Consider the following 19037-nt stretch of genomic DNA (forward strand, 5'->3'; position numbering starts at 1 on the left):
CATCAACCATGCCGGATACCGAGCAGGCCGAAACAAAGCGAAACGAAGCCAAGCGCCTTCGCCGCGGCCACCGCCATGTGGCCGGTCTCCCAACGCAGCCGGACGGCTTCGAAATTGTCCGGGATCGGTCCGGGCGCCCAGGTCGCAAGAATGTCGTTGGCCGGTTTGACCAGTCCGAACCAGAGCGCCAGCGAGACGGCATAAAGCAGTGTGGCGGCGAGCAAGAGCCAGAAAGCTGTCGCTTGGCCGCGCAGCATCCAGGCAAGCAGCGCCGGGCAGAGGATCGCAGCGATATCGAGCGGCGCTCCGATGACGGCAAAGAGCAGGAACTGACCGTTGAAGACCGTCGCCTCTCGCCAGAGCGCCGGCGACCATTTCGTCAGCCTCGGCAGCGATTCCAGCACATGGGCAAAGGACGGCCCAAGGCTGAGCGCCGCGACGAAAGCGGTCAGCACCGACCAGAACAGCAGGGTCCCGCGCATCTCCATTGTGGGGAGAACGGGAACGGGACGCGGGCGTTCCGTGGCAGAAGGTCGCTTGCCGCGATGTGCAGGCCAGCCCTATTGTCCGGCACGCCGGTTAGCCATTCATGTCCCGTTCAGCCCGCCTGCTCGACCTCGTCCAGATCCTTCGCCGCCATCGCCGGCCGGTGAGCGGCCGCACGCTTGCGGACGCAATCGGCGTGTCGATCCGCACCCTCTATCGCGACATCGCCACGCTGCAGGGGCAGGGCGCGCCGATCGAAGGCGAGGCGGGGCTTGGCTATGTGCTGAAGCCCGGCTTCATGCTGCCGCCGCTGATGTTCACCGACGAGGAGATCGAGGCAATCGTGCTCGGCTCGCGCTGGGTGGCTAAGCAGCCGGACAAAAGGCTGGCGGCCGCCGCGGCGGATGCGCTGGCCAAGATCGCGGCGGTGCTGCCGGATGATCTGCGCGACGATCTCGACGCGACGACGCTGCTTGTCGGACCGGGCTCGGAGAATGCCGAAGCGATCGACCTCGGCATCGTGCGGCAGGCGATCCGCGACGAGCGCAAGCTTGGCTTCCTCTATCGCGACGCCGGGGGAGCGGCATCGAAGCGCCTGGTCTGGCCGTTCGCGCTCGCCTTCTTCGACAAGGTGCGGGTGATGGTGGCGTGGTGCGAAACGCGCCAGGATTTCCGGCATTTCCGCGCCGACCGGATGTCCGGCCTGACAGCGACAGACATCCGCTATCCGCGCCGCCGCCATGCGATGCTGAAGGAGTGGCGGGCGAGTCTTGACGCGCCCGGCCGGAACGGCGCGAAAGACGCTTCCGGCTGATCGCTGCTGCCAGAATCTGACAGCAGGTTCGCATATCGTCTCCAAGGTTCAGACACTTTGGAGATCAGATATGACCACGCCGAATTTCGTGATCCTCTATGTCGACAGCCCTGAAAACAGTGGCGCTTTCTACGCCAGGTTGCTCGGACGCGAGCCGGTCGAATCCTCGCCGACCTTCGTCATGTTCGTGCTCGACAAAGGTTTCAAGCTCGGCCTCTGGTCGCGCCACACGGTCGAGCCGGCTGCGGCGGCGGCAGGCGGTGGCGGCGAGCTCGTGATCGCGGTCGAGAATGCGGCTGCGGTCGACGCCACCCATGCGGATTGGACTGGCAGGGGCCTTAAGGTACTGCAGGCGCCACTAGATCTCGACTTCGGCCGCACCTTCGTCGCCCTCGATCCTGACAATCATCGCCTGCGCGTCTATTGGCCGAATGGGCAGTAGGCAGCAGGCTATCTTCCCTATTGCCTGCTGCCCAATCCCTACTGCCTATTTGAGCGCGTTGTAGACGGCGACGCCGGCGGCGAGATCCTCTAGCGCCGCGCCGACCGACTTGAACAGCGTGATCTCGTCGTCGGTTTGGCGGCCCTGTTTCTCGCCGCGCGCGAGCTCGTGCAGGTCGGCGACGATCGCTTCCGGCTTCAGCACGCCTGACGCCAGCGGCTGGACGATGTCGCCTGCCTCCTTGGTGGCGCCGGCGCGGGTGTCGACATAGACGCGGGCGCGCTTGATCGCATCGTCATCGCTCTCGCGCATCGTCGGCGTGAAGCCGCCGACGAGATCGACATGGGCGCCCGGCTTCAGCAGCGCGCCCTTGACCAGCGGCGTGTTCGAGATGGTTGCGGAGGCGACGATGTCGGCCTCGGCAAGCTCCGCGTCGAGATCGCCGGCGGCACTTGCCGGAAGGCCTTCGGCGCGCAAGGCCGCCGCCACTTTTTCGGCATTGGCAGGCGTGCGGTTCCAGATGCGGATGGATGTGATCGGCCTGACTGCAGAATGCGCCTTGGCAAGGAAGGGCGACAGCGCGCCGGCGCCGATCACCAGAAGCCGCGAGGCGTCCTTGCGGGCGAGATAGGAGGCGGCGAGCGCGGAGGCGCAGGTCGTGCGCCACTGGGTCAGCCGCTGGCCGTCGATCAGCGCTTGCGGCTCGCCAGTGACGCCGTCGAGCAAAAGATAAAGGCCCATGACCGCCGGCCTGCCGATGGCATTGTTGTCCGGCGACACGGTGACGATCTTGACGCCGATATGGCCTCCCTCGGAGGTGCCGGCGGCGTTGAAGTCGGTCCAGGCCGGCATCAAAAGCAAGGTCGAGGCGGCGCCGTCCGGCCGTTCGACGCCATGATGGTGACGAACCGGCTGCACGGCGCCATCGCGAAAAGCCGTGCGCAATGTCTCGACAAGGCCAGGAAAGGTCAGCGCGCGGTCGACCTCGGCGGCCGAAATGGTCAACATTGAAAGCTCCGTGGTGTCGAAATGACGCTCGACTGTCTTCTACGCAATTCCGGACGGAAAACCGCTACGCACTTTGCCTGGAATTGCTAAAGCGCGTCGCGCTGAAAACAGATTCAGGCGACGCGCTTTAAGCCTTTGTTCGATGCATGTCGTTGTCCCAGAACCGCTGCGCACTTCTGGGCGACATGCATTAGTTCGTCGGGCTGGGCAGCGCCGGTCCCTTGGGCGCCACGGGCGTGCGGCTCACCGCCTGGCGCAGGTTTTCCGCCTCGAGGCCGCGCTGGCGCGCGAGCTTGCGATAGCGCCCCTGCTTCACCCAGGTGGCCAGGCTTCCGACGACCATGCCGATGGCCAAAGCCAGGAACAGGAAGATGAAAAGCGGCAGGCTCAGCGTCAGCGCGGGATTGCCGGGATGAAATGGATCGACCGTGAAGGCGACAGGGCCGCGATTGGCGACGGCGAGCGCGATCAGGATGACGGCCAGCGGCACGAAGACCACGACGAGGACGAAGCGATTGAACATCAAATCTCCATGGAGAGGCTTCTTGAGGCGCGCATCTCCTTGTCCTGAAACCGGTCTCCACTTTCGGGAGACATGCCTTTAGGCGCCAAGATGCCGTTTCGACCCGCCGGCCCGGCGCCTATTTGCCGCCGTTCAGCCTTTCGCGCAACTCCTTGCCGGTCTTGAAGAACGGCACCCATTTTTCCTCGACCTCGACGGACTCGCCGGTGCGCGGGTTGCGACCGGTGCGGGCCGGACGGTTCTTCACCGAAAAGGCGCCGAAACCGCGCAACTCGACCCGGTTGCCCTCAGCAAGCGCGTCGGTGATCTCGTCAAAGATCGCGCCGACGATGTTTTCGACGTCGCGCAGGAAAAGGTGCGGGTTGCGTGCAGCAATGATCTGCACAAGCTCGGATTTGATCATAGAACATTCCCCGTAAAACCACTGCAACCGATTATCAGGATGATTTTATTGCTTTTTCGGCTCGTCCCAACGGCACCTTAAGGGTGCCAGACCGAAACGAGACCGTCAAGAAACAAGCGGTCGGCGCCAAGTTCGTGAATGATATCGCCGCCGGCATCCGGCAGACCGAGCGCCTTGGCCGCCACTTTTGCCATCGACTGGGAAAACAGGAAACCGCCACGCCTGTCCTTGTCCTTCCACTCGACGACCTTGAGCTTGCTGTCCACGCCCTTCGTCGCCAGCCAGTCGATCGCCTCCTGCTCGCCGCCGACGGCGTCGACCAGGTGGTTGGCCAAAGCCTGGCGGCCGGTGAAGATCGAACCGTCGGCAAGCGCCAGCGCCTGCTCATGCGTTATCTTGCGGCGATCGGCGACGATGCCGACGAACCAGTCGTAGCTGTCGAGGATCAGCTTGCGCACCATGGCGCGCTCGTCGTCATTGGTCGGCTTGAAGGGCGAGGGCGAAGCCTTGAGCGGCGAGGATTTCACTTCTTCCAGCTTGATGCCGAGCTTGTCCATGAGACCGCTGACGTCGGGATACTGGATCAGCACCCCGATCGAGCCGACGATCGATGTCTTGCGGGCGACGATGTGGTCGGCTGCACTTGCGATCATATAGCCGGCCGATGCCGCCAGCGTGCCGACTTCGGCCACCACCGGCTTGTCACCGGCAAGCTTGCGCACGGCGTCGAATGTGGACTCGCCGCCGACCGTGGTGCCTCCGGGCGAATCGATCGAAAGGATGACGCCCTTCACCTCCGGCGACTTGCGGATCGATTCCAGTCTTTTGAGCAGTTCCTCGTCCTCGGTGATGGTGCCTTCAATCTTGACCTTGGCGATGTGGGGGACCGCCCGGCCGGTAAAATTGTCGTCATAGACCCAGGTTGAGAAGGCGATGATCGCTGCCGCCAGAACCAGAAACGCGACCACGCGCCAGAACGTCAGCTTGCGACGCAAGCGGCGGCGGTCGATCAAGTCGTCGGCTCTCATTGCCATTGTCAGCCTCGTGGGTAGTGGGAAAGCACGCTTTTAAAGCAAGCTTCTACGCACGGCTACCGTTTCCTGGCGCGGGTCATCCGCTTCACAGAACGGTGACCCCTCTACTTTCTTGTCCTGATGCAATTCCTGTCGGAAACCGCTCGCAGCTTTCCCGGAACTGTTCCGAAAGGCCCGGCTTCGGCCTCGGGCGTCGACGCCAGGCTCACGAAAAATTAACGCAAGCAGTCCGTATCTGCTATGAAGTACAGGCCATCTCGCCGAATTCCTTTCGATTTTGCGGGCGGCAGCTGTCACATTTTTGCAGTTTTCCTCCGCTTGTGCTTGCTTGTAGGTGCCGGCATACCACCTATAGGCGGTGTTTGGGCGGGCAAAGGTCCATTAGAAAAGTGATGTTGGCGCGATCTGACGAAACGAGCGATGCCGGTGAGGCATCGGCTCCCGCGAACCAAGGCGGCACGCGTGGCGATGCGTTCAACCGCGCCCGGCGGCACTCGCGCCGCGTCCGCGTGCTGAAATTTGCGGTGCCGCTGCTCGCGGTCGCGATCGCCGTCGCCTTTCCGGTCTATTCCTACCTCAAAGCGCCGCTGTCGGTATCGGTGCAGGCCGACGGCACGGCGTTTTCCGACGGCAAGCTGGTGATGGCCAATCCGAAGCTCAACGGCTTCACCAAGCAGAAGCTGCCATATTCGCTGACGGCGAGCAGGGCGACGCAGGATGTCGGCCAGCAGGCCGTCATCGACCTCGAAGGCATCAACGCCAGACTGCCCGTCGCCACCGACAACGTCGTGTCCGTCGATGCCGCGCACGGTATCTACAATCGCGACGCCAACACGATGGATCTGACCAGCGACGTCAGCGTGACGACGACGGACGGCCTGATGGCGAAGTTCAAATCGATCTTCCTAGACATGGGCAAAGGCTCTATGAAGACGAGCAATCCGGTCGACGTCAGCCGTGGCGGGTCGCGCATTACCGCGGATTCGATGTCGGTCGAGGACAATGGCAGGCTCGTGGTCTTCGAGAGCCGGGTTCGCGTCAACATAGATCCAACTGCGTTGAAGGCAGCGGGGGTAAACGGTGGAGAACAGAATGCGTCGCAGTAAATCCGCATGGCTTCCGGGCGCTGCTTCCGCATTGCTGTTTTTGGCAACGGCGCATTCGTTCGCGCAATCGAGCGCGACCAGCCAGATTCCCGGGCTCAAGCTGTCGGGTGACCAGCCGATCCAGATCGAAAGCGACAAGCTCGAGGTCCGCCAGGCCGACAGCATGGCCGTGTTCAGCGGCAATGTGACGGTTAATCAGGGGCCGACCCTGCTCAAGGCCGGCAAGATGACGGTCTACTATGTCAAGGATGCCAATGCCGGCAAAAGTGCCGCGGCCGGCGCATCGGCGATGACCGGTGCGGCCAATATCGACCATCTCGAGGTCGAGAACAAAGTCTACATCAAATCGAACGACCAGATCGCCACCGGCGACACCGGCAAATTCGACATGAAGACGCAGGTGCTGGTGCTTTCCGGCAAGGAAGTGGTGCTGTCGCAGGGCGACAATGTGCTCAAGGGCTGCAAGCTCACCGTGCAGATGAAGAGCGGCCTCGGCAATGTCGAAGGCTGTCCTCGCGTCATCATGATGTTCAAGCCGCAGAAACAGGACGCGCAGCAGGGAGCGTCGAGCAAGTAATGGCCGGCGTGACTTCGCTGCTGGCCCGTCTCCCGGGACGGGCAGCCGCACAACCCGCTGCGCCGGCGACGGTCGGCGCCGACAAGGCGAAGTTCAAGGGCACCCTGATCGCCAAGGGGCTGACCAAGAGCTACAAGGGCCGCAAGGTGGTGAGCGGTGTGACGCTCGGCGTGCGCGCCGGTGAGGCCGTCGGCCTGCTCGGCCCCAACGGCGCAGGCAAGACCACCTGTTTCTACATGGTCACCGGCCTTGTTCCCGTCGACGAAGGCTCGATCGAGATCGACGGCTTCGATGTCACCTCGATGCCGATGTACCGGCGGGCCCGCCTCGGCATCGGCTATCTGCCGCAGGAAGCGTCGATCTTCCGCGGCCTGAATGTCGAGCAGAACATCCGGGCCGTGCTGGAGGTGGTGGAAAAGAGCCGCAAGGAACGCGAGCGCACGCTCGACGAGCTGCTCGAGGAGTTTCACATCAGCCATCTGCGCAAGGCGCCGTCCATGTCGCTGTCGGGCGGCGAACGGCGTCGCCTCGAAATCGCGCGGGCGCTGGCGACGCGGCCTGCCTATATGTTGCTCGACGAGCCCTTCGCCGGCATCGATCCGATCGCCGTCGCCGACATCCAGCAACTCGTTCGCCACCTCACGGCGCGCGGCATCGGCGTCTTGATCACCGACCACAATGTGCGCGAGACGCTCGGTCTGATCGACCGCGCCTACATCATCCATGCCGGTCAGGTGCTGACGCATGGCCGCGCCGACGAGATCGTCGCCAACGCCGATGTGCGGCGTCTCTATCTCGGCGAGGGTTTCACGCTCTGACTGTGGGTTTCGACGCGGTTTGGATGGCGTCGTCACGGCTTTCGGTCATTTTAGCGCTCGATAACGCTCCGGTAAGCCGCAACTGCTAGCGTTTTGCTTGACAAGCAAAAGCCGGGCCAGTTTCTATGCCCGACCGAAAAACAGTCGACGCGTAGACGAGGCGTTTGAAGTCCATCATGGCGCTGGCAGCCAAACTGCAGCTCAGACAATCCCAGTCGCTGGTGATGACGCCGCAGCTGATGCAGTCGATCCGGCTGCTGCAGCTCACCCATGTCGAGCTCGAGCGCTTCATCGACGAGGAGATCGAGCGCAACCCGCTGCTCGAACGGGCCGAGCCGCAGGACGATGCCGCCGGCGATCTATCCCAGAAAAGCGAGACATCGCCGGAAAAGGGCACCGACGGCGACTGGTTCGAGGGCGAGATGGAGTGGAGCGCGGAAGCGATCTCGCAAAAGCTCGATTCTTCCCTGGAGAACCTGTTTCCAGACGACCCAGGCACCAGCGAGAGGCTGGGGCCGGATCTCACGGCGCAATGGAAGTCGGCCGCCGGGGGCGGCGCGGGCGCGGCATCGTCCGAGGGGTTCGACGTCGGCGACATGGCCGCGGCCGCCATCACGCTGCGCGAACATGTCGGCGAGCAGATCGCGCTTGCCTCCTTGAGCCCCGGCGAGCGCCTTATTGCGGGTGAGCTGGCCGAAGGGCTCGACGAAGCCGGGTACCTGCGCACCGAACTCGACGAGATCGCGGTTCGGCTCGGCACGGACGGCGCGGCGGTGGCGCGGGTGCTTGGCGTGTGCCAGACCTTCGAGCCGGCAGGACTTTTCGCGCGCGACCTTGCCGAGTGCCTGTCGCTGCAACTGGCGGTGCGTGACCGGCTCGATCCGGCGATGAAGGCGCTGGTCGCCAACCTCGAGCTTCTGGCGCGGCGGGATTTCCAGTCGCTGAAACGCATCTGCGGCGTCGACGAGGAAGACCTGCTCGACATGCTGGCCGAGATCCGCGCGCTCGATCCGCGGCCCGGCCTGGCGTTTTCGGGCGGCGCGAGCGACGCGATCGTCGCCGATGTCGAGGTGCGCGCCGCCAATGACGGCAGCTGGGCGGTGGAGCTCAACGCCGATACGCTGCCGCGCGTGCTGGTGGACAATGTCTATTTCGCCCGCATTTCGAGCCATGCCAAAGACCAGGCGGAAAAAGAGTTTCTCGCCGAATGCCTGCAGAACGCCAACTGGCTGACGCGCAGTCTCGATCAACGGGCCAAGACCATTCTCAAGGTGGCGTCCGAGATCGTGCGGCAACAGGACGCTTTCCTCGTCCATGGCGTGCGTCACCTCAAGCCGCTCAACCTGCGTACGGTGGCCGACGCCATCGGCATGCATGAATCGACGGTCAGCCGCGTCACCGCCAACAAATATATGCTGACGCCGCGCGGCGTCTTCGAGCTGCGCTATTTCTTCACCGCGTCAATTGCCTCCGCGGAAGGCGGCGAAGCGCATTCGTCCGAGGCCGTGCGCGACCGCATCAAGCAGATGATCGACGAGGAAAAGCCCATCGACGTGCTTTCCGACGACGCCATCGTCGACATGCTCAAGGAAAGCGGGGTCGACATCGCGCGCCGCACCGTCGCGAAGTACCGCGAAGGCATGAACATTCCCTCGTCGGTGCAGCGGCGGCGGGAAAAGCGGGCGCTCGCGAACGCCGGCCGCTAGGCCGATGCGAATCTCGACAAGCCCTGGCCGGTGCGAGACGGTGCTGATTTCCCACATTCCCGAGTTTCATTGACAAGCCGCAATGAAGTGTCTAGAAGCCCGCCCGCATGGAGCAGGGCGGTGATGCCCGCTAGCGAATGGGTCCGTCAGACACGGCCATGGACGGCCAAGAAGGCGACTTGTGATCAACCGGAAAGTTCGGGTCTAAAATCGGCGCGCACGCCGCTGCAAAGCTTGTGCGCGCGCACCACGGGTATAAACTCGGGAACAGTTTGAAGCCTGAGCAAGGAAGGTCAGTTTTTAGATGAATCTACGCATTTCGGGAAAACACATGGACATCGGCGATGCGTTCCGCACGCGCATCAACGACCGGGTCGGCGAGGCGATCGAGAAATATTTCGATCGGGGTTTTTCAGGACATGTCACGGTCATCAAATCGGGGTCGCGTTTCTCCGCCGACTGCATGGTCCGGCTCGATTCCGGCGCTTCTTTGCAGGCGACCGGCGACGCCCAGGACCCGACGCTTGCCTTCGAGGCGGCGGCCGACCGCCTGGAAACGCGGCTGCGGCGCTACAAGCGCCGGCTGAAGTCGCGTAACACCGGCAACGGCAATGGCGAAGAGCCGACCGACATCGCCTACACCGTGATGGCTCCCCTCACCGATGACGAGGAAGACATTCCGGAGGACTTCGCTCCGGTCATCGTCGCCGAATCAAGCTTGACGCTGCGGACCATGTCGGTGGCTTCGGCGGTCATTGAGCTCGACAACAGCGACAGCCCGGTCTTCCTGTTCCGCAACGCCGGAACCGACCATCTCAACATCGTCTACCGCCGGCCGGATGGCAACATCGGCTGGATCGATCCGTCGACGACCAAAGTCGCGCAAGGATAAAAAGCCAGCCGCGCAAGGGGGCGACGACTGGCGCGGCAGGCGAGCGAGCAAGGGATTTTTCAAGCATGGATCTCAGCGATCTCATCAGCGTTCCGGCGATCATGCCGGCGTTGAAGGCGAATTCCAAAAAGCAGCTTCTGCAATTGCTGTCGGAGAGGGCGGCGGCGATTTCGGGGATTCCGGAGCGGGAGGTGTTCGACACCATCCTGCAGCGCGAGCGGCTGGGCTCGACCGGCGTCGGCAACGGCATCGCCATTCCGCACGGCAAGCTCGCCGGCGTGAAGCGGATCGCCGGCGTCTTCGCCCGGCTGGAAACGCCGGTCGATTTCGAGGCGCTGGACGACCAGCCGGTCGACCTGGTGTTTTTGCTGCTTGCGCCGGAAGGTGCCGGCGCCGACCATCTCAAGGCGCTGTCGCGCATCGCACGCGTGCTGCGCGATGCCGACACGGTGGCCAAGATCAGGGGCACGCGCGACGCGGTGGCGATCCACGCGCTCTTGTCTGATACGCAGGCCTCGCACGCGGCCTGACGTTTTGGGATCGAACCTGGTTTTTGGGATGAAGCCCTAGAGGGGCCGCCGGGAGCGGCCCTTTCCATTTCAGACTGCCAGCAATCGCCTTAGTGAATGGCGACAGTGGTCAGGTCGTTCTCCAACGCACCCGCCAGTGCCCGGTCACGGGCGTCGGAAAGCAGAATCGGCTGGCCGTTGGCGGCAAACAGCGCCCACAGCTCCAGGCCCGGCGCGATCTCGCCGAGGCCGGGGAAGCGGCCGCGCAGGTCGTCGCTCGACACTTTCCTGAGATAAGCGACCGAACCTTCGCCGAGATGGGCGAGTTCGCCGCTGGTCATGGTGATCGTTTCGTCAGTTCTGGTCATTTCAAGCCTCCTTGGCGCGAGGACGCCAGGATCGGCCGCCTCGCTTAGAGCCATCGGCAAAGGTCAGTCTTTCACCGATATGTTTATTTTCCGTACCATCCGCTCGGACTCCGGCCGATCGAGATCGATCGACAGCAGACCGTTCTTCAGTTCCGCCGCGATCACCCGCATGCCGTCGGCCAGCACGAAGCAGCGCTGGAACTGGCGCGCGGCGATGCCGCGGTGCAGGAATTCGCGCTCGGTGTCGTCGGTCTGACGACCGCGCACGATCAACTGGTTTTCCTCCGTGGTGACATCGAGGTCGCTTTCTGCAAAACCGGCAACGGCCAGCGTGATGCGCAGCCTTTCGGCCTTGCCGTCGGCGGCATTGAGGCGCTCGATATTGTACGGAGGGTAGCTGTCGCCGGACTTCGCCAGACGCTCAAGCGTCTTTTCCATGGCATCAAAACCCAGGAGAAGCGGGCTGGAGAAAGGCGTCATTCGACTCATTGTTACACTGTCCTCTGAAGAGCGACACAAACTGGAAAAACCCGGATGGCATTTTTCCCGATGGTCTTGATATGGTCCGTCGCGCGATCAAGTTCAAGCCGCCAAATCAGGATGGCGTTTCGTCGAACCGTCATCTTCATCCAGCCTTTCATTGGAGCATGATTTCGTCCGAAAACCGGTTCCCACCTTTCGGGAACCATGCTCTAAAACCCGCCCAAAAAGACTTCCCAAAAGGAATTGAAATGCCCCAGTCCAGAAAGATCATCATCGACACGGATCCCGGCCAGGACGATGCCGTCGCCATATTGCTGGCGCTCGGCAGTTCCGAGCTGGAGATCGTCGGCATCACCGCGGTAGCCGGCAACGTGCCGCTGAATCTGACCCAGAACAACGCCCGCAAGATATGCGAGCTGGCTGGCCGGCCCGACATCAAGGTCTATGCCGGCGCCATCCGGCCGCTGGCGCGTGAACTCGTCACCGCCGAGGAGGTGCATGGCAAGACCGGCCTGAACGGCCCGCAGCTGCCCGAGCCGACCATGCCGCTCCAGGAACAATATGCCGTCGATTTCATCGTCGAGACGCTGATGCGCGAGGAAAGCGGCACCATCACGCTCTGCCCGCTCGGACCGCTCACCAACATCGCGCTGGCGCTGATCCGCGAGCCCAGGATCGCGCCGCGGATCAAGGAAATCGTCCTGATGGGCGGCGGCTTCTTCGAGGGCGGCAATGTCACGCCGGCCGCCGAATTCAATATCTATGTCGACCCGCAGGCCGCCGATCTGGTGTTCAAATCGGGCATTCCGATCGTGATGATGCCGCTCGACGTCACCCACCAGGCGCTGACCACGTCCGAGCGCATCCAGGCCTTCCGCAAGCTCGGCACCAAGGTCGGCACCGCGACTGCCGAGATGCTGGAGTTCTTCGAGCGCTATGACGAGGAAAAATACGGCACTGATGGCGGGCCGCTGCACGACCCGTGCGTGATCGCCTATCTCGTCAAGCCGGAGCTGTTCAAGGGCCGCCACTGCAATGTCAGCGTCGAGACGACCTCCGAGCTCACCATGGGCATGACGGTGATCGACTGGTGGGGCGTCGCCAAGCGCAAAAAGAACGCCATGGTGATGCGCGACATCGACCATGACGGCTTCTTCGCGCTGCTGGTGGAGCGGCTCGGGCGGCTATAAGGGCCGCTTCTTCCTTCCCCCTTGTGGGGGAAGGTGGATCGGCGCGAAGCGCCGAGACGGATGAGGGGTGCTCCAGCGGAGTGAGACGTCGGCATTCCCTGGAACACCCCTCATCCGTCGCCTTCGGCGACACCTTCTCCCACAAGGGGAGAAGGGAGAGGTGCTACTTCGCCTTCGAGAACGCCAGCCACAGTCCGCCGCCGACTAGGAAGCTGCCGCTGATGCGCGACATCAGCTTGACGCGCTTGGCCGACAGAACGCGCCCGGCGCGGCCCGCGGCAAGGGCATAGGTCGAATCCGACATGGCGGCGAAGATCATCGCTGTCAGGCCCATGACGACAATCTGCAGCGTATAATTGCCCTGCGGCGCGATGAACTGCGGGAAGAAGGCGCCGAAAAACACCAAAGTCTTCGGATTTGAGATCGCCACCAGAAAACCCTGCAGGAAGAAGCCGCCGCGCGGCTTTTTGGCCGAGCCGTCGGGGTTCAGCGCGCCTTTGGTGCGAAACATCTGCACGCCCATCCAGATGAGATAAGCGGCGCCGATCAGCCGCACCCATTCGAACCAGTGGCCCATGCCGGCGATCAGCGTATTGAGGCCGATGCCGACGATGGCGATCATGATGGCAAGGCCGGCCTGGGTGCCGGCGACGTTGGCCAAGCCCGCGCGCGAGCCGTGGCGGATGCTGTTGGCGATGATCAGCGTGACCGTGGGACCCGGCACCAGGATGATGACGATGCAGGCGATGACATAGGTGGCGTAGAGTTCCAACGACATGATTTCTCTCGAACAGGACAGCGCCGACTTGGGCGGAGCGCGATCAATGCACGGGATTGACGCTGGCGCAAGCTGGCCGGGCAGGGCGGCCCGTCATGCAGCTCCCGCCGCCCATGGCAGGGTTGCCTCGTAGGCGGCGCCGGCCTTGAGCACGGCGAGGTCGCCGCGCGGGCAGCCGATCAGTTGCATGCCCATCGGCCGGCCCTTGCCGTCGAAACCGGCCGGCACGTTGAGCGCCGGGCAGCCGCCCAGCGTGGCGAAGGCCGAGACCTGCATCCAGCGATGATAGCTGTCCATGGTCCGCCCCGCGACCTCGCGCGGCCAATGGGTGGTCACGTCGAACGGAAAGACCTGCGCGGTCGGCAGGGCGATGAGGTCGAAGCGCTCGAACAGCGACAGCAGCGTGCGGTGCCACGAGGTGCGCCGGACGGTCGCGGCATGGATCTGCGGCGCGGTCAGGCGCATCGCCTGCTCCACTTCCCAGACAGCCTCCGGCTTCAGAAGCCCACGTTTTGCCGGATCGTCATAATGCACCTTCAGCCCGCAGCCGCTGCTCGCCTGGCGCAAGGTGACAAAAGCCTGCCACAGCGCCTCGAAGTCAACATCCGGCACCAAGGCCTCGCTGTGGAAGGAAGCATCGGCGAAGCGGGCAAGCGCGGCCTCGCAAAGGTCAAGCACGCCGGGCTCCGTCGGCAAGCGACCGCCGAGGTCGCCCAGCCAGGCGATGCGGCCGCCTGACGCTTTGGTCCGCAAACCTTCAAGGAACGAGCCCGTCTTGTCGTGCGAAAGCGGTGCATGCGGGTGATAGCCGGCCTGTTCGTCGAGGAGCAGCGCGATGTCGCGCACGCTGCGGCCCATCGGGCCCTCGACGCCCATCTGCGAATGGAAGACATCGACGTCCGGGCCAGCAGGCACCAAGCCCTGCGAGGGACGGAAGCCGTAGACATTGTTGTAGGCCGCCGGATTGCGCAGCGAACCGCCGAAGTCGCTGCCGTCGGCGACCGGCACCATGTCGAGCGCCAGCGCCACGGCCGCGCCGCCGCTCGAGCCGCCAGCGGTCAGCGCCGGGTCGAAGGCGTTGAGCGTCGGCCCGAAAACCGGATTGTAGGTGTTGGAGCCGAGGCCGAATTCCGGAACATTGGTCTTGCCGATGATGATGGCCCCGGCCTCGCGGACGCGCTCGACGAAGAAGTCATCCGTGTCGGGAATGAAATCGGCAAAGATCGGCGAGCCGAAGGTGGTTCTGAGCCCCTTGGTCTGGGCAAGGTCCTTGATGGCGATCGGCAGGCCGTACAGCGATCCGGCCTCGCCGCCACGGGCGAGATGAGCATCGGCCCTGCCGGCCTCGGCAAGGACATCGGCGCGCTCGCGCAGCGAGACGATGGCATTGACCTGTGGGTTCACGGCCTCGATGCGGTCGAGGAACGCGCCGACCACCTCGCGAACCGAAAAGCGACGCCGTCTGATGCCTTCAGCGAGCTCAACGGCGGAGAGGCGGCAGATATCGCCGGCCGGCGGCACGGCATGTTTTGTGACGGGGCGCATCGCTCAACGGGTGCCCGCCAAAGTCGCGTCGACATCCTTGGCCAGTGGGATCGCCGGTTGCGCGCCTGGCTTCAGGCAGGCGAGCGACCCGGCCGCGGCGGCGCGGGTGAGCGCATCCTGAAGTGAGAGACCGGACGACAGGCCGGCGCCGAAATAGCCGCAAAACGTATCGCCGGCGCCCACCGTGTCGACCGGGGTGATCTTCAGCGCCGGAACGGCAAGGAAATCGCCCGGTGTGGCGGCCAGCACCCCGTCGCCTCCGAGCGTGACGACGATGATGCGGCCTGTCTTTTTGGCATAGTCGCGCATGCGGGCCGGGCGGTCGCGCCCCGAAAGCGCGAGCGCCTCGCCATAGAGATCGAACTCGGTTTCGTTGGCGACGGCATAGTCGGCCTTGCCGAGGAGGTCGGCGGCTTCGGCACGGAAGGGGGCGGTGTTGAGCACGCTGACGGCGCCCGCCGCGCGCGCCGCGTCGAGCGTGGCCTCGACGGTCTGCAACGGGATCTCGTGCTGCAGGAGCACGACGTCGCCTTTCTTGAGATAGGCCTTGGCGACATCGCCCGGCACAACCGAATCATTGGCGCCCGGCACGACGGCGATGACGTTTTCGCCGTCGCCGCCGACCAGGATCAACGCCGTGCCGGTGGAGGCGAAGGTCTCGCCGACACCGGACAGATCGACATTGCCGGCCCTGAGAAGGGCGAGCGCCTCGGCGGCAAAACTATCCTTGCCGACCGCGCCCACCATGCGCACTTGCGCGCCGGCGCGCGCCGCGGCCAGCGCCTGGTTGGCCCCCTTGCCGCCGGGCGCGGTGGCGAAGCCGGAGCCGCGCACCGTCTCGCCGGGTTCCGGCAAGCGGTCGACATTGGCGATGAGGTCGAGGTTGATCGAACCGACAACGATAATCAAAAAACTGCCTCCCGGTGAGGCGGGTCAGCCTGTGCTGAAAGGCGGACCTGCTCCAAGACTTCTGCTTTCTTGCGCAATTCCAGGGGAAATGCATGGCGTGTTTTTTCCCCTGGAATTGCAGGCTGGGCGCGAAGCTAGCCGCAAAGCCCGCCGGTTGCCAGATCATGTCGTCGCTGGCGCGGTCTGGCCCACAGCATCATTCGCAACGGACAGTGACCTCCGCCTGGTAACTGCCGGCCGGGAAGATGCCCGGCGATTTCGTGGCGGTCAGATCGACCTGGATGGTATGGGTGCCGTTGGTCAGCCGCTGCGGCGAGCCGCCTGGGTTATCCAGCCCCGAGCCGTCGAGGCGGAAGACTGAGGCGAAAGAGACGTCGGTGTCGCCGCCGCTCGGAGCCGAGGTGAAGGCGATCGGCGCCGGCGCGGAGACGGTATAGCAGTCTAGCAGGTTCAGGATCGAACACAGCGTCGAGTTCGCGATGATGGTGGCGCCGGCGCTCGACCCGCCCGCCTGCTTGGAACCGAATATGTTGATAGAGGGGTTCGACTTCATCGTTCCCGAGGCACCGATCATGATGGTGCAGGTGCCGATGATCGCCGCCTGTGCTGGGAGACAGAAGCCGGCAAGCGCTGCCGTCGTAAGCAGCGCGCGGCTATTTCCTCTTCTTTTTCTTTTCATTGCCGGTCGTGCCTCTGATGCTCCAGCCTTCGTTGGCCCATCCCGCCGATGCGGCCGAGCGAGCCGTAGGAGCCTCGGAAGCCGTGGCAGCGATGCCCGTCGTGCTCCCCGTTGTCTGACCATCGGCGCCAAGGCCCATTTTCAGGAGCTTCAATTCAAGCTGCAGGCGCTCGACTTCCAGCTCGTAGAGGCGGCTGCAATCGACGCGTTTCGGCGTCCGCCCGATCGGGATCACCACGCGGCCGTATGTTGCGATGTCGCTATTGGCCTGATTGCTGCTGTTGTTGCCCCGGATGACGCCGAGGTCGAGATAGGCGCCGCTGCCGGAGACGGCTGAGCGGCAGGTCGTGCCGTCGCTGGCATGAACCTCGTCCTGGCCCTGAGGCAGGCTGACGCCGGGCAGACTGAAACCGGTTTGGTTCTGATTCAGGTTCAGGATGTCCTCGGCAAGCCCCTGACTTACGACAGCCAAGGCGGACAGCAGGGACAAGGTCAGAACCTGCGATGCCCGAAAAACTTTCCGCATATCTGTGCCCTTATCTGGGTCTGCTCGCTTGGAAAGGGGATACTCTCGGTACAGATACGCACCTTGCGCTCGTTCGCGCCGTCGAACGGGACGACCACCAGAACCGGACGCGACGCCTGGCCGGCCAGAAGGAAGGCGCTTGGCGTGATCTTGGCGTCGACCGGCTGGAAATCCTGGTCATAGACATGAATCTCGACACGTATGCGCTGGTTATACGGGTTGCCTGGGAAGACACGAACGGCGAAGGCATCCGCGAAGGATCGCACCTCACCCCGCATAGGCGTCATCGACTGGCCGGTCGCGGCGATGGGAAACAGCACGGCAGTCAGGCCCGCCGCCAGAATTGCAATCGTTCTCAAGGATCACTCCTTTCGCGACAAGACTATTCGCAGCGCAGCGTCACCGTTGCTTGGTAGTTGCCGGCGGAGAAGCGGTTCGTGCCGCTCTTGGTGCCGGCAAGATTGACGGCGACCGTGGATGTGCCTGGCACCGTCAGGGCCGTCGCAGTGCCGGTTTCCGCAATCGTCTGGGCGCCGGAAGTGGCGAAGGTGGGGGTCCATGTCGTCGCCGTAACGTCCGAAGCCGGCACGGTCGTCGTGGCTACCGGGTCTACGCTGAGCGAGACGCCGCCGGTGGTATCGACCTGAGCGATACCGGCTGAGCCGCCGGCATTATGCGAGCTCAGCGACTGAAGATTGCTGCTGACGGTCATCGTACCGTTGGAGTTGATCGTGACCGTGCAGGTCGCGGTGATCGTACCATTGAACAGCACATTTCCGGTGGTGGCGGCCGATGCTGCCTGGCCGCCGCAGGCGGCGAGCACGCTCGCAGCCATGACGGCGCGAAAGAACTTCATTGAGACCCCGCTTTCGAGCCGGATAATGCGGCTCAATGTAGGGTTATCTTCTCTTTATCGTGGTTAATTTAGCGTTAAGTGAAATAACAACGGAAAGCAACTTCAAAGAAAGCGGCGATAACCGGAGGTTGTCGCCGGTTGCATTTCATGAACAAGGCTGTTTATTTGTTTGGCTTGTGCCGCTTTATATTTGATGCGCGGTTTTTCGCAAGGAGGCGCGAAAAAATCGATTGTTTTTCAGGACGTCACTTGTCCCGCTTCCCAACCGAGGATGGCGCGCTTGCGCGTCAGGCCCCAGTGATAGCCGGTGAGCGCGCCGGACTTGCCCAACGCCCGGTGGCAGGGCACCACGAACGACATCGGGTTGGCGCCCACCGCCGCGCCCACGGCCCGGCTCGCGCTTGGCGCGCCGATGCTTGCCGCGATCGAGGAATAGGTGCAGGCCCTACCCATCGGGATGCGCAGCAATGCTTCCCAGACGCGAAGCTGGAAATCAGTGCCTATCATCACCACGCGCAGCGGCTGGTCGGCGCGCCATTGCGTCGGGTCGAAGACCCGCGCGGCGTAAGCCTGGGTGGCGGACATGTCCTCGACGTAAGTCGCGTTCGGCCAGCGGCCGGACATGTCGGCGAAGGCAGCCCGCTCGCCGCCGGCGTCACAGAAGGCGAGGCCCGCCAGGCCCCGGTCGGTGACCATGATGAGCGCGATGCCGAAAGGCGAGATGTGATAGCCGTAGCGGATGGTGAGACCCGCGCCCCGGGTCTTATAGTCGCCGGGCGACATCGCCTCATGGGTGACGAAGAGGTCGTGCAGCCGGCCGGGACCGGACATGCCGAGCTCGAACGAGGTCTCCAGGAGCGGCATGCCTGAATCGAGCAGCCTGCGCGCGTGGTCGAGCGTCACCGCCTGCAGGAAGGCCTTGGGCGACAGGCCGGCCCAGCGCGTGAACAGTTTCTGCAGGCCGGTAGGCGTCTCGCCGACTTCCTCGGCCAGCACCTCGAGCGAGGGCTGGTCGCGATAGTCGAGGCTGATCTTCTCGATGGCGCGGCGCACGACGTCGTAGTCGCTGCCTTCCGGCGTGATGTCGTTCTCAAGGATCGCGGTTGGTTTCATCCGCGTATTCATGGTCATCTGAGCGTTCATGGCAATATCTCCTTGACCGCAAATATCGGTCCTCCAGAGCTTTGCCACCACCCGAAACTTGCCTTCCCGCCATCCGCACCCAGATAGAGTCAGCTTCGCGCGGAAGAGGACGATCATGACCGTCGAAAAGGTTGATCTGACCGGGGCAAGAGAGACCTTGCTGATGACGCTCTACGGCAAGGCGCTGGAGAGCCGGCTGGCCAATTCGCTGCTCCAGGATCGCTTTGCCGACGAGGCGGTGC

24 protein-coding genes are annotated in these 19037 nt (G+C 63.7%); 9 read left to right on the forward strand and 15 right to left on the reverse strand.

What is annotated here, in order from left to right; genetic code table 11:
- Positions 1–2: 2 nt before the first annotated feature.
- A complete protein-coding gene (locus CK219_RS24910; RefSeq protein ID WP_095769258.1) occupies positions 3–488 on the reverse strand; it encodes a hypothetical protein in 486 nt (161 codons plus the stop codon).
- Between the two features lie 101 nt (positions 489–589).
- Between CK219_RS24910 and CK219_RS24915 the strand changes: the two genes are divergently transcribed.
- Positions 590–1300, forward strand: coding sequence for a YafY family protein (locus CK219_RS24915; RefSeq protein WP_095769259.1), 711 nt, complete (start codon positions 590–592; stop codon positions 1298–1300).
- Positions 1301–1370: 70 nt separating this feature from the next.
- Positions 1371–1742, forward strand: a complete 372-nt coding sequence (locus tag CK219_RS24920; RefSeq protein ID WP_095769260.1) for a VOC family protein — start codon at positions 1371–1373, stop codon at positions 1740–1742.
- Between the two features lie 45 nt (positions 1743–1787).
- On the opposite strand, the gene CK219_RS24925 is transcribed toward CK219_RS24920, so the two are convergent.
- The 4 genes from CK219_RS24925 to sppA form a co-directional block, all read right to left on the reverse strand.
- Positions 1788–2750, reverse strand: coding sequence for an ornithine cyclodeaminase family protein (locus tag CK219_RS24925; RefSeq protein ID WP_095769261.1), 963 nt, complete (start codon positions 2748–2750; stop codon positions 1788–1790).
- A gap of 190 nt (positions 2751–2940) precedes the next feature.
- Complete coding sequence (locus CK219_RS24930; RefSeq protein WP_095769262.1) at positions 2941–3273, reverse strand: LapA family protein; 333 nt, start codon at positions 3271–3273, stop codon at positions 2941–2943.
- A gap of 118 nt (positions 3274–3391) precedes the next feature.
- Positions 3392–3676, reverse strand: a complete 285-nt coding sequence (locus CK219_RS24935; RefSeq protein WP_027165368.1) for an integration host factor subunit beta — start codon at positions 3674–3676, stop codon at positions 3392–3394.
- Between the two features lie 77 nt (positions 3677–3753).
- Positions 3754–4710, reverse strand: coding sequence for a signal peptide peptidase SppA (gene sppA, locus CK219_RS24940; protein ID WP_095769263.1), 957 nt, complete (start codon positions 4708–4710; stop codon positions 3754–3756).
- A gap of 392 nt (positions 4711–5102) precedes the next feature.
- On the opposite strand from sppA, the gene lptC reads away from it, so the two are divergent.
- From lptC to ptsN, 6 genes are all read left to right on the forward strand, one after another.
- On the forward strand, positions 5103–5816 hold the full coding sequence (gene lptC, locus CK219_RS24945; RefSeq protein ID WP_095769264.1) for an LPS export ABC transporter periplasmic protein LptC: 714 nt from the start codon (positions 5103–5105) through the stop codon (positions 5814–5816).
- Entirely contained in the window at positions 5803–6393 is a 591-nt protein-coding gene (locus CK219_RS24950) for an LptA/OstA family protein (protein WP_095769265.1), read from the forward strand. The genes lptC and CK219_RS24950 overlap by 14 nt, the downstream gene beginning before the upstream one ends.
- Positions 6393–7211, forward strand: a complete 819-nt coding sequence (gene lptB, locus CK219_RS24955; RefSeq protein ID WP_095769266.1) for an LPS export ABC transporter ATP-binding protein — start codon at positions 6393–6395, stop codon at positions 7209–7211. Before CK219_RS24950 ends, lptB begins: the two co-directional genes overlap by 1 nt.
- Before the next feature lie 176 nt (positions 7212–7387).
- On the forward strand, positions 7388–8917 hold the full coding sequence (rpoN, locus tag CK219_RS24960) for an RNA polymerase factor sigma-54 (protein ID WP_095769267.1): 1530 nt from the start codon (positions 7388–7390) through the stop codon (positions 8915–8917).
- Between the two features lie 304 nt (positions 8918–9221).
- On the forward strand, positions 9222–9809 hold the full coding sequence (gene raiA / locus CK219_RS24965; RefSeq protein WP_095769268.1) for a ribosome-associated translation inhibitor RaiA: 588 nt from the start codon (positions 9222–9224) through the stop codon (positions 9807–9809).
- Between the two features lie 65 nt (positions 9810–9874).
- Positions 9875–10339, forward strand: coding sequence for a PTS IIA-like nitrogen regulatory protein PtsN (ptsN, locus tag CK219_RS24970; protein WP_042641064.1), 465 nt, complete (start codon positions 9875–9877; stop codon positions 10337–10339).
- Positions 10340–10428: 89 nt separating this feature from the next.
- Here the strand turns inward: ptsN and CK219_RS24975 are convergent, their stop codons facing one another.
- Positions 10429–10686 carry a DUF1150 family protein gene (locus tag CK219_RS24975; protein ID WP_036257920.1) on the reverse strand — a complete coding sequence of 86 codons (258 nt, stop codon included), beginning with the start codon at positions 10684–10686 and terminating at the stop codon, positions 10429–10431.
- A 63-nt stretch (positions 10687–10749) separates the two neighbouring features.
- Entirely contained in the window at positions 10750–11175 is a 426-nt protein-coding gene (locus tag CK219_RS24980) for an Hsp20 family protein (RefSeq protein ID WP_095769269.1), read from the reverse strand.
- A 242-nt stretch (positions 11176–11417) separates the two neighbouring features.
- On the opposite strand from CK219_RS24980, the gene CK219_RS24985 reads away from it, so the two are divergent.
- The gene (locus tag CK219_RS24985) at positions 11418–12359 is read left to right on the forward strand and encodes a nucleoside hydrolase (protein ID WP_095769270.1); all 942 of its coding nucleotides are present in this window, start codon (positions 11418–11420) and stop codon (positions 12357–12359) included.
- Between the two features lie 163 nt (positions 12360–12522).
- On the opposite strand, the gene CK219_RS24990 is transcribed toward CK219_RS24985, so the two are convergent.
- The 8 genes from CK219_RS24990 to CK219_RS25025 form a co-directional block, all read right to left on the reverse strand.
- Positions 12523–13137: a LysE family translocator gene (locus CK219_RS24990; protein ID WP_095769271.1), complete on the reverse strand. Its 615-nt coding sequence runs from the start codon at positions 13135–13137 to the stop codon at positions 12523–12525.
- 93 nt (positions 13138–13230) lie between these two features.
- A complete protein-coding gene (locus CK219_RS24995) occupies positions 13231–14682 on the reverse strand; it encodes an amidase (RefSeq protein ID WP_095769272.1) in 1452 nt (483 codons plus the stop codon).
- 3 nt (positions 14683–14685) lie between these two features.
- A complete protein-coding gene (locus CK219_RS25000) occupies positions 14686–15591 on the reverse strand; it encodes a ribokinase (protein WP_095769273.1) in 906 nt (301 codons plus the stop codon).
- Between the two features lie 196 nt (positions 15592–15787).
- A complete protein-coding gene (locus CK219_RS25005; RefSeq protein WP_095769274.1) occupies positions 15788–16270 on the reverse strand; it encodes a hypothetical protein in 483 nt (160 codons plus the stop codon).
- Positions 16245–16796: a hypothetical protein gene (locus CK219_RS25010; RefSeq protein ID WP_095769275.1), complete on the reverse strand. Its 552-nt coding sequence runs from the start codon at positions 16794–16796 to the stop codon at positions 16245–16247. The genes CK219_RS25005 and CK219_RS25010 overlap by 26 nt, the downstream gene beginning before the upstream one ends.
- The gene (locus CK219_RS25015; protein ID WP_095769276.1) at positions 16763–17155 is read right to left on the reverse strand and encodes a hypothetical protein; all 393 of its coding nucleotides are present in this window, start codon (positions 17153–17155) and stop codon (positions 16763–16765) included. The genes CK219_RS25010 and CK219_RS25015 overlap by 34 nt, the downstream gene beginning before the upstream one ends.
- Positions 17156–17178: 23 nt before the next feature.
- On the reverse strand, positions 17179–17652 hold the full coding sequence (locus CK219_RS25020; protein ID WP_095769277.1) for a hypothetical protein: 474 nt from the start codon (positions 17650–17652) through the stop codon (positions 17179–17181).
- A 237-nt stretch (positions 17653–17889) separates the two neighbouring features.
- Entirely contained in the window at positions 17890–18795 is a 906-nt protein-coding gene (locus CK219_RS25025; RefSeq protein ID WP_176477139.1) for a methylated-DNA--[protein]-cysteine S-methyltransferase, read from the reverse strand.
- Between the last annotated feature and the right edge of the window lie 242 nt (positions 18796–19037).

This window comes from Mesorhizobium sp. WSM4313 (assembly GCF_002294725.1).
Classification (GTDB): Bacteria; Pseudomonadota; Alphaproteobacteria; order Rhizobiales; family Rhizobiaceae; genus Mesorhizobium.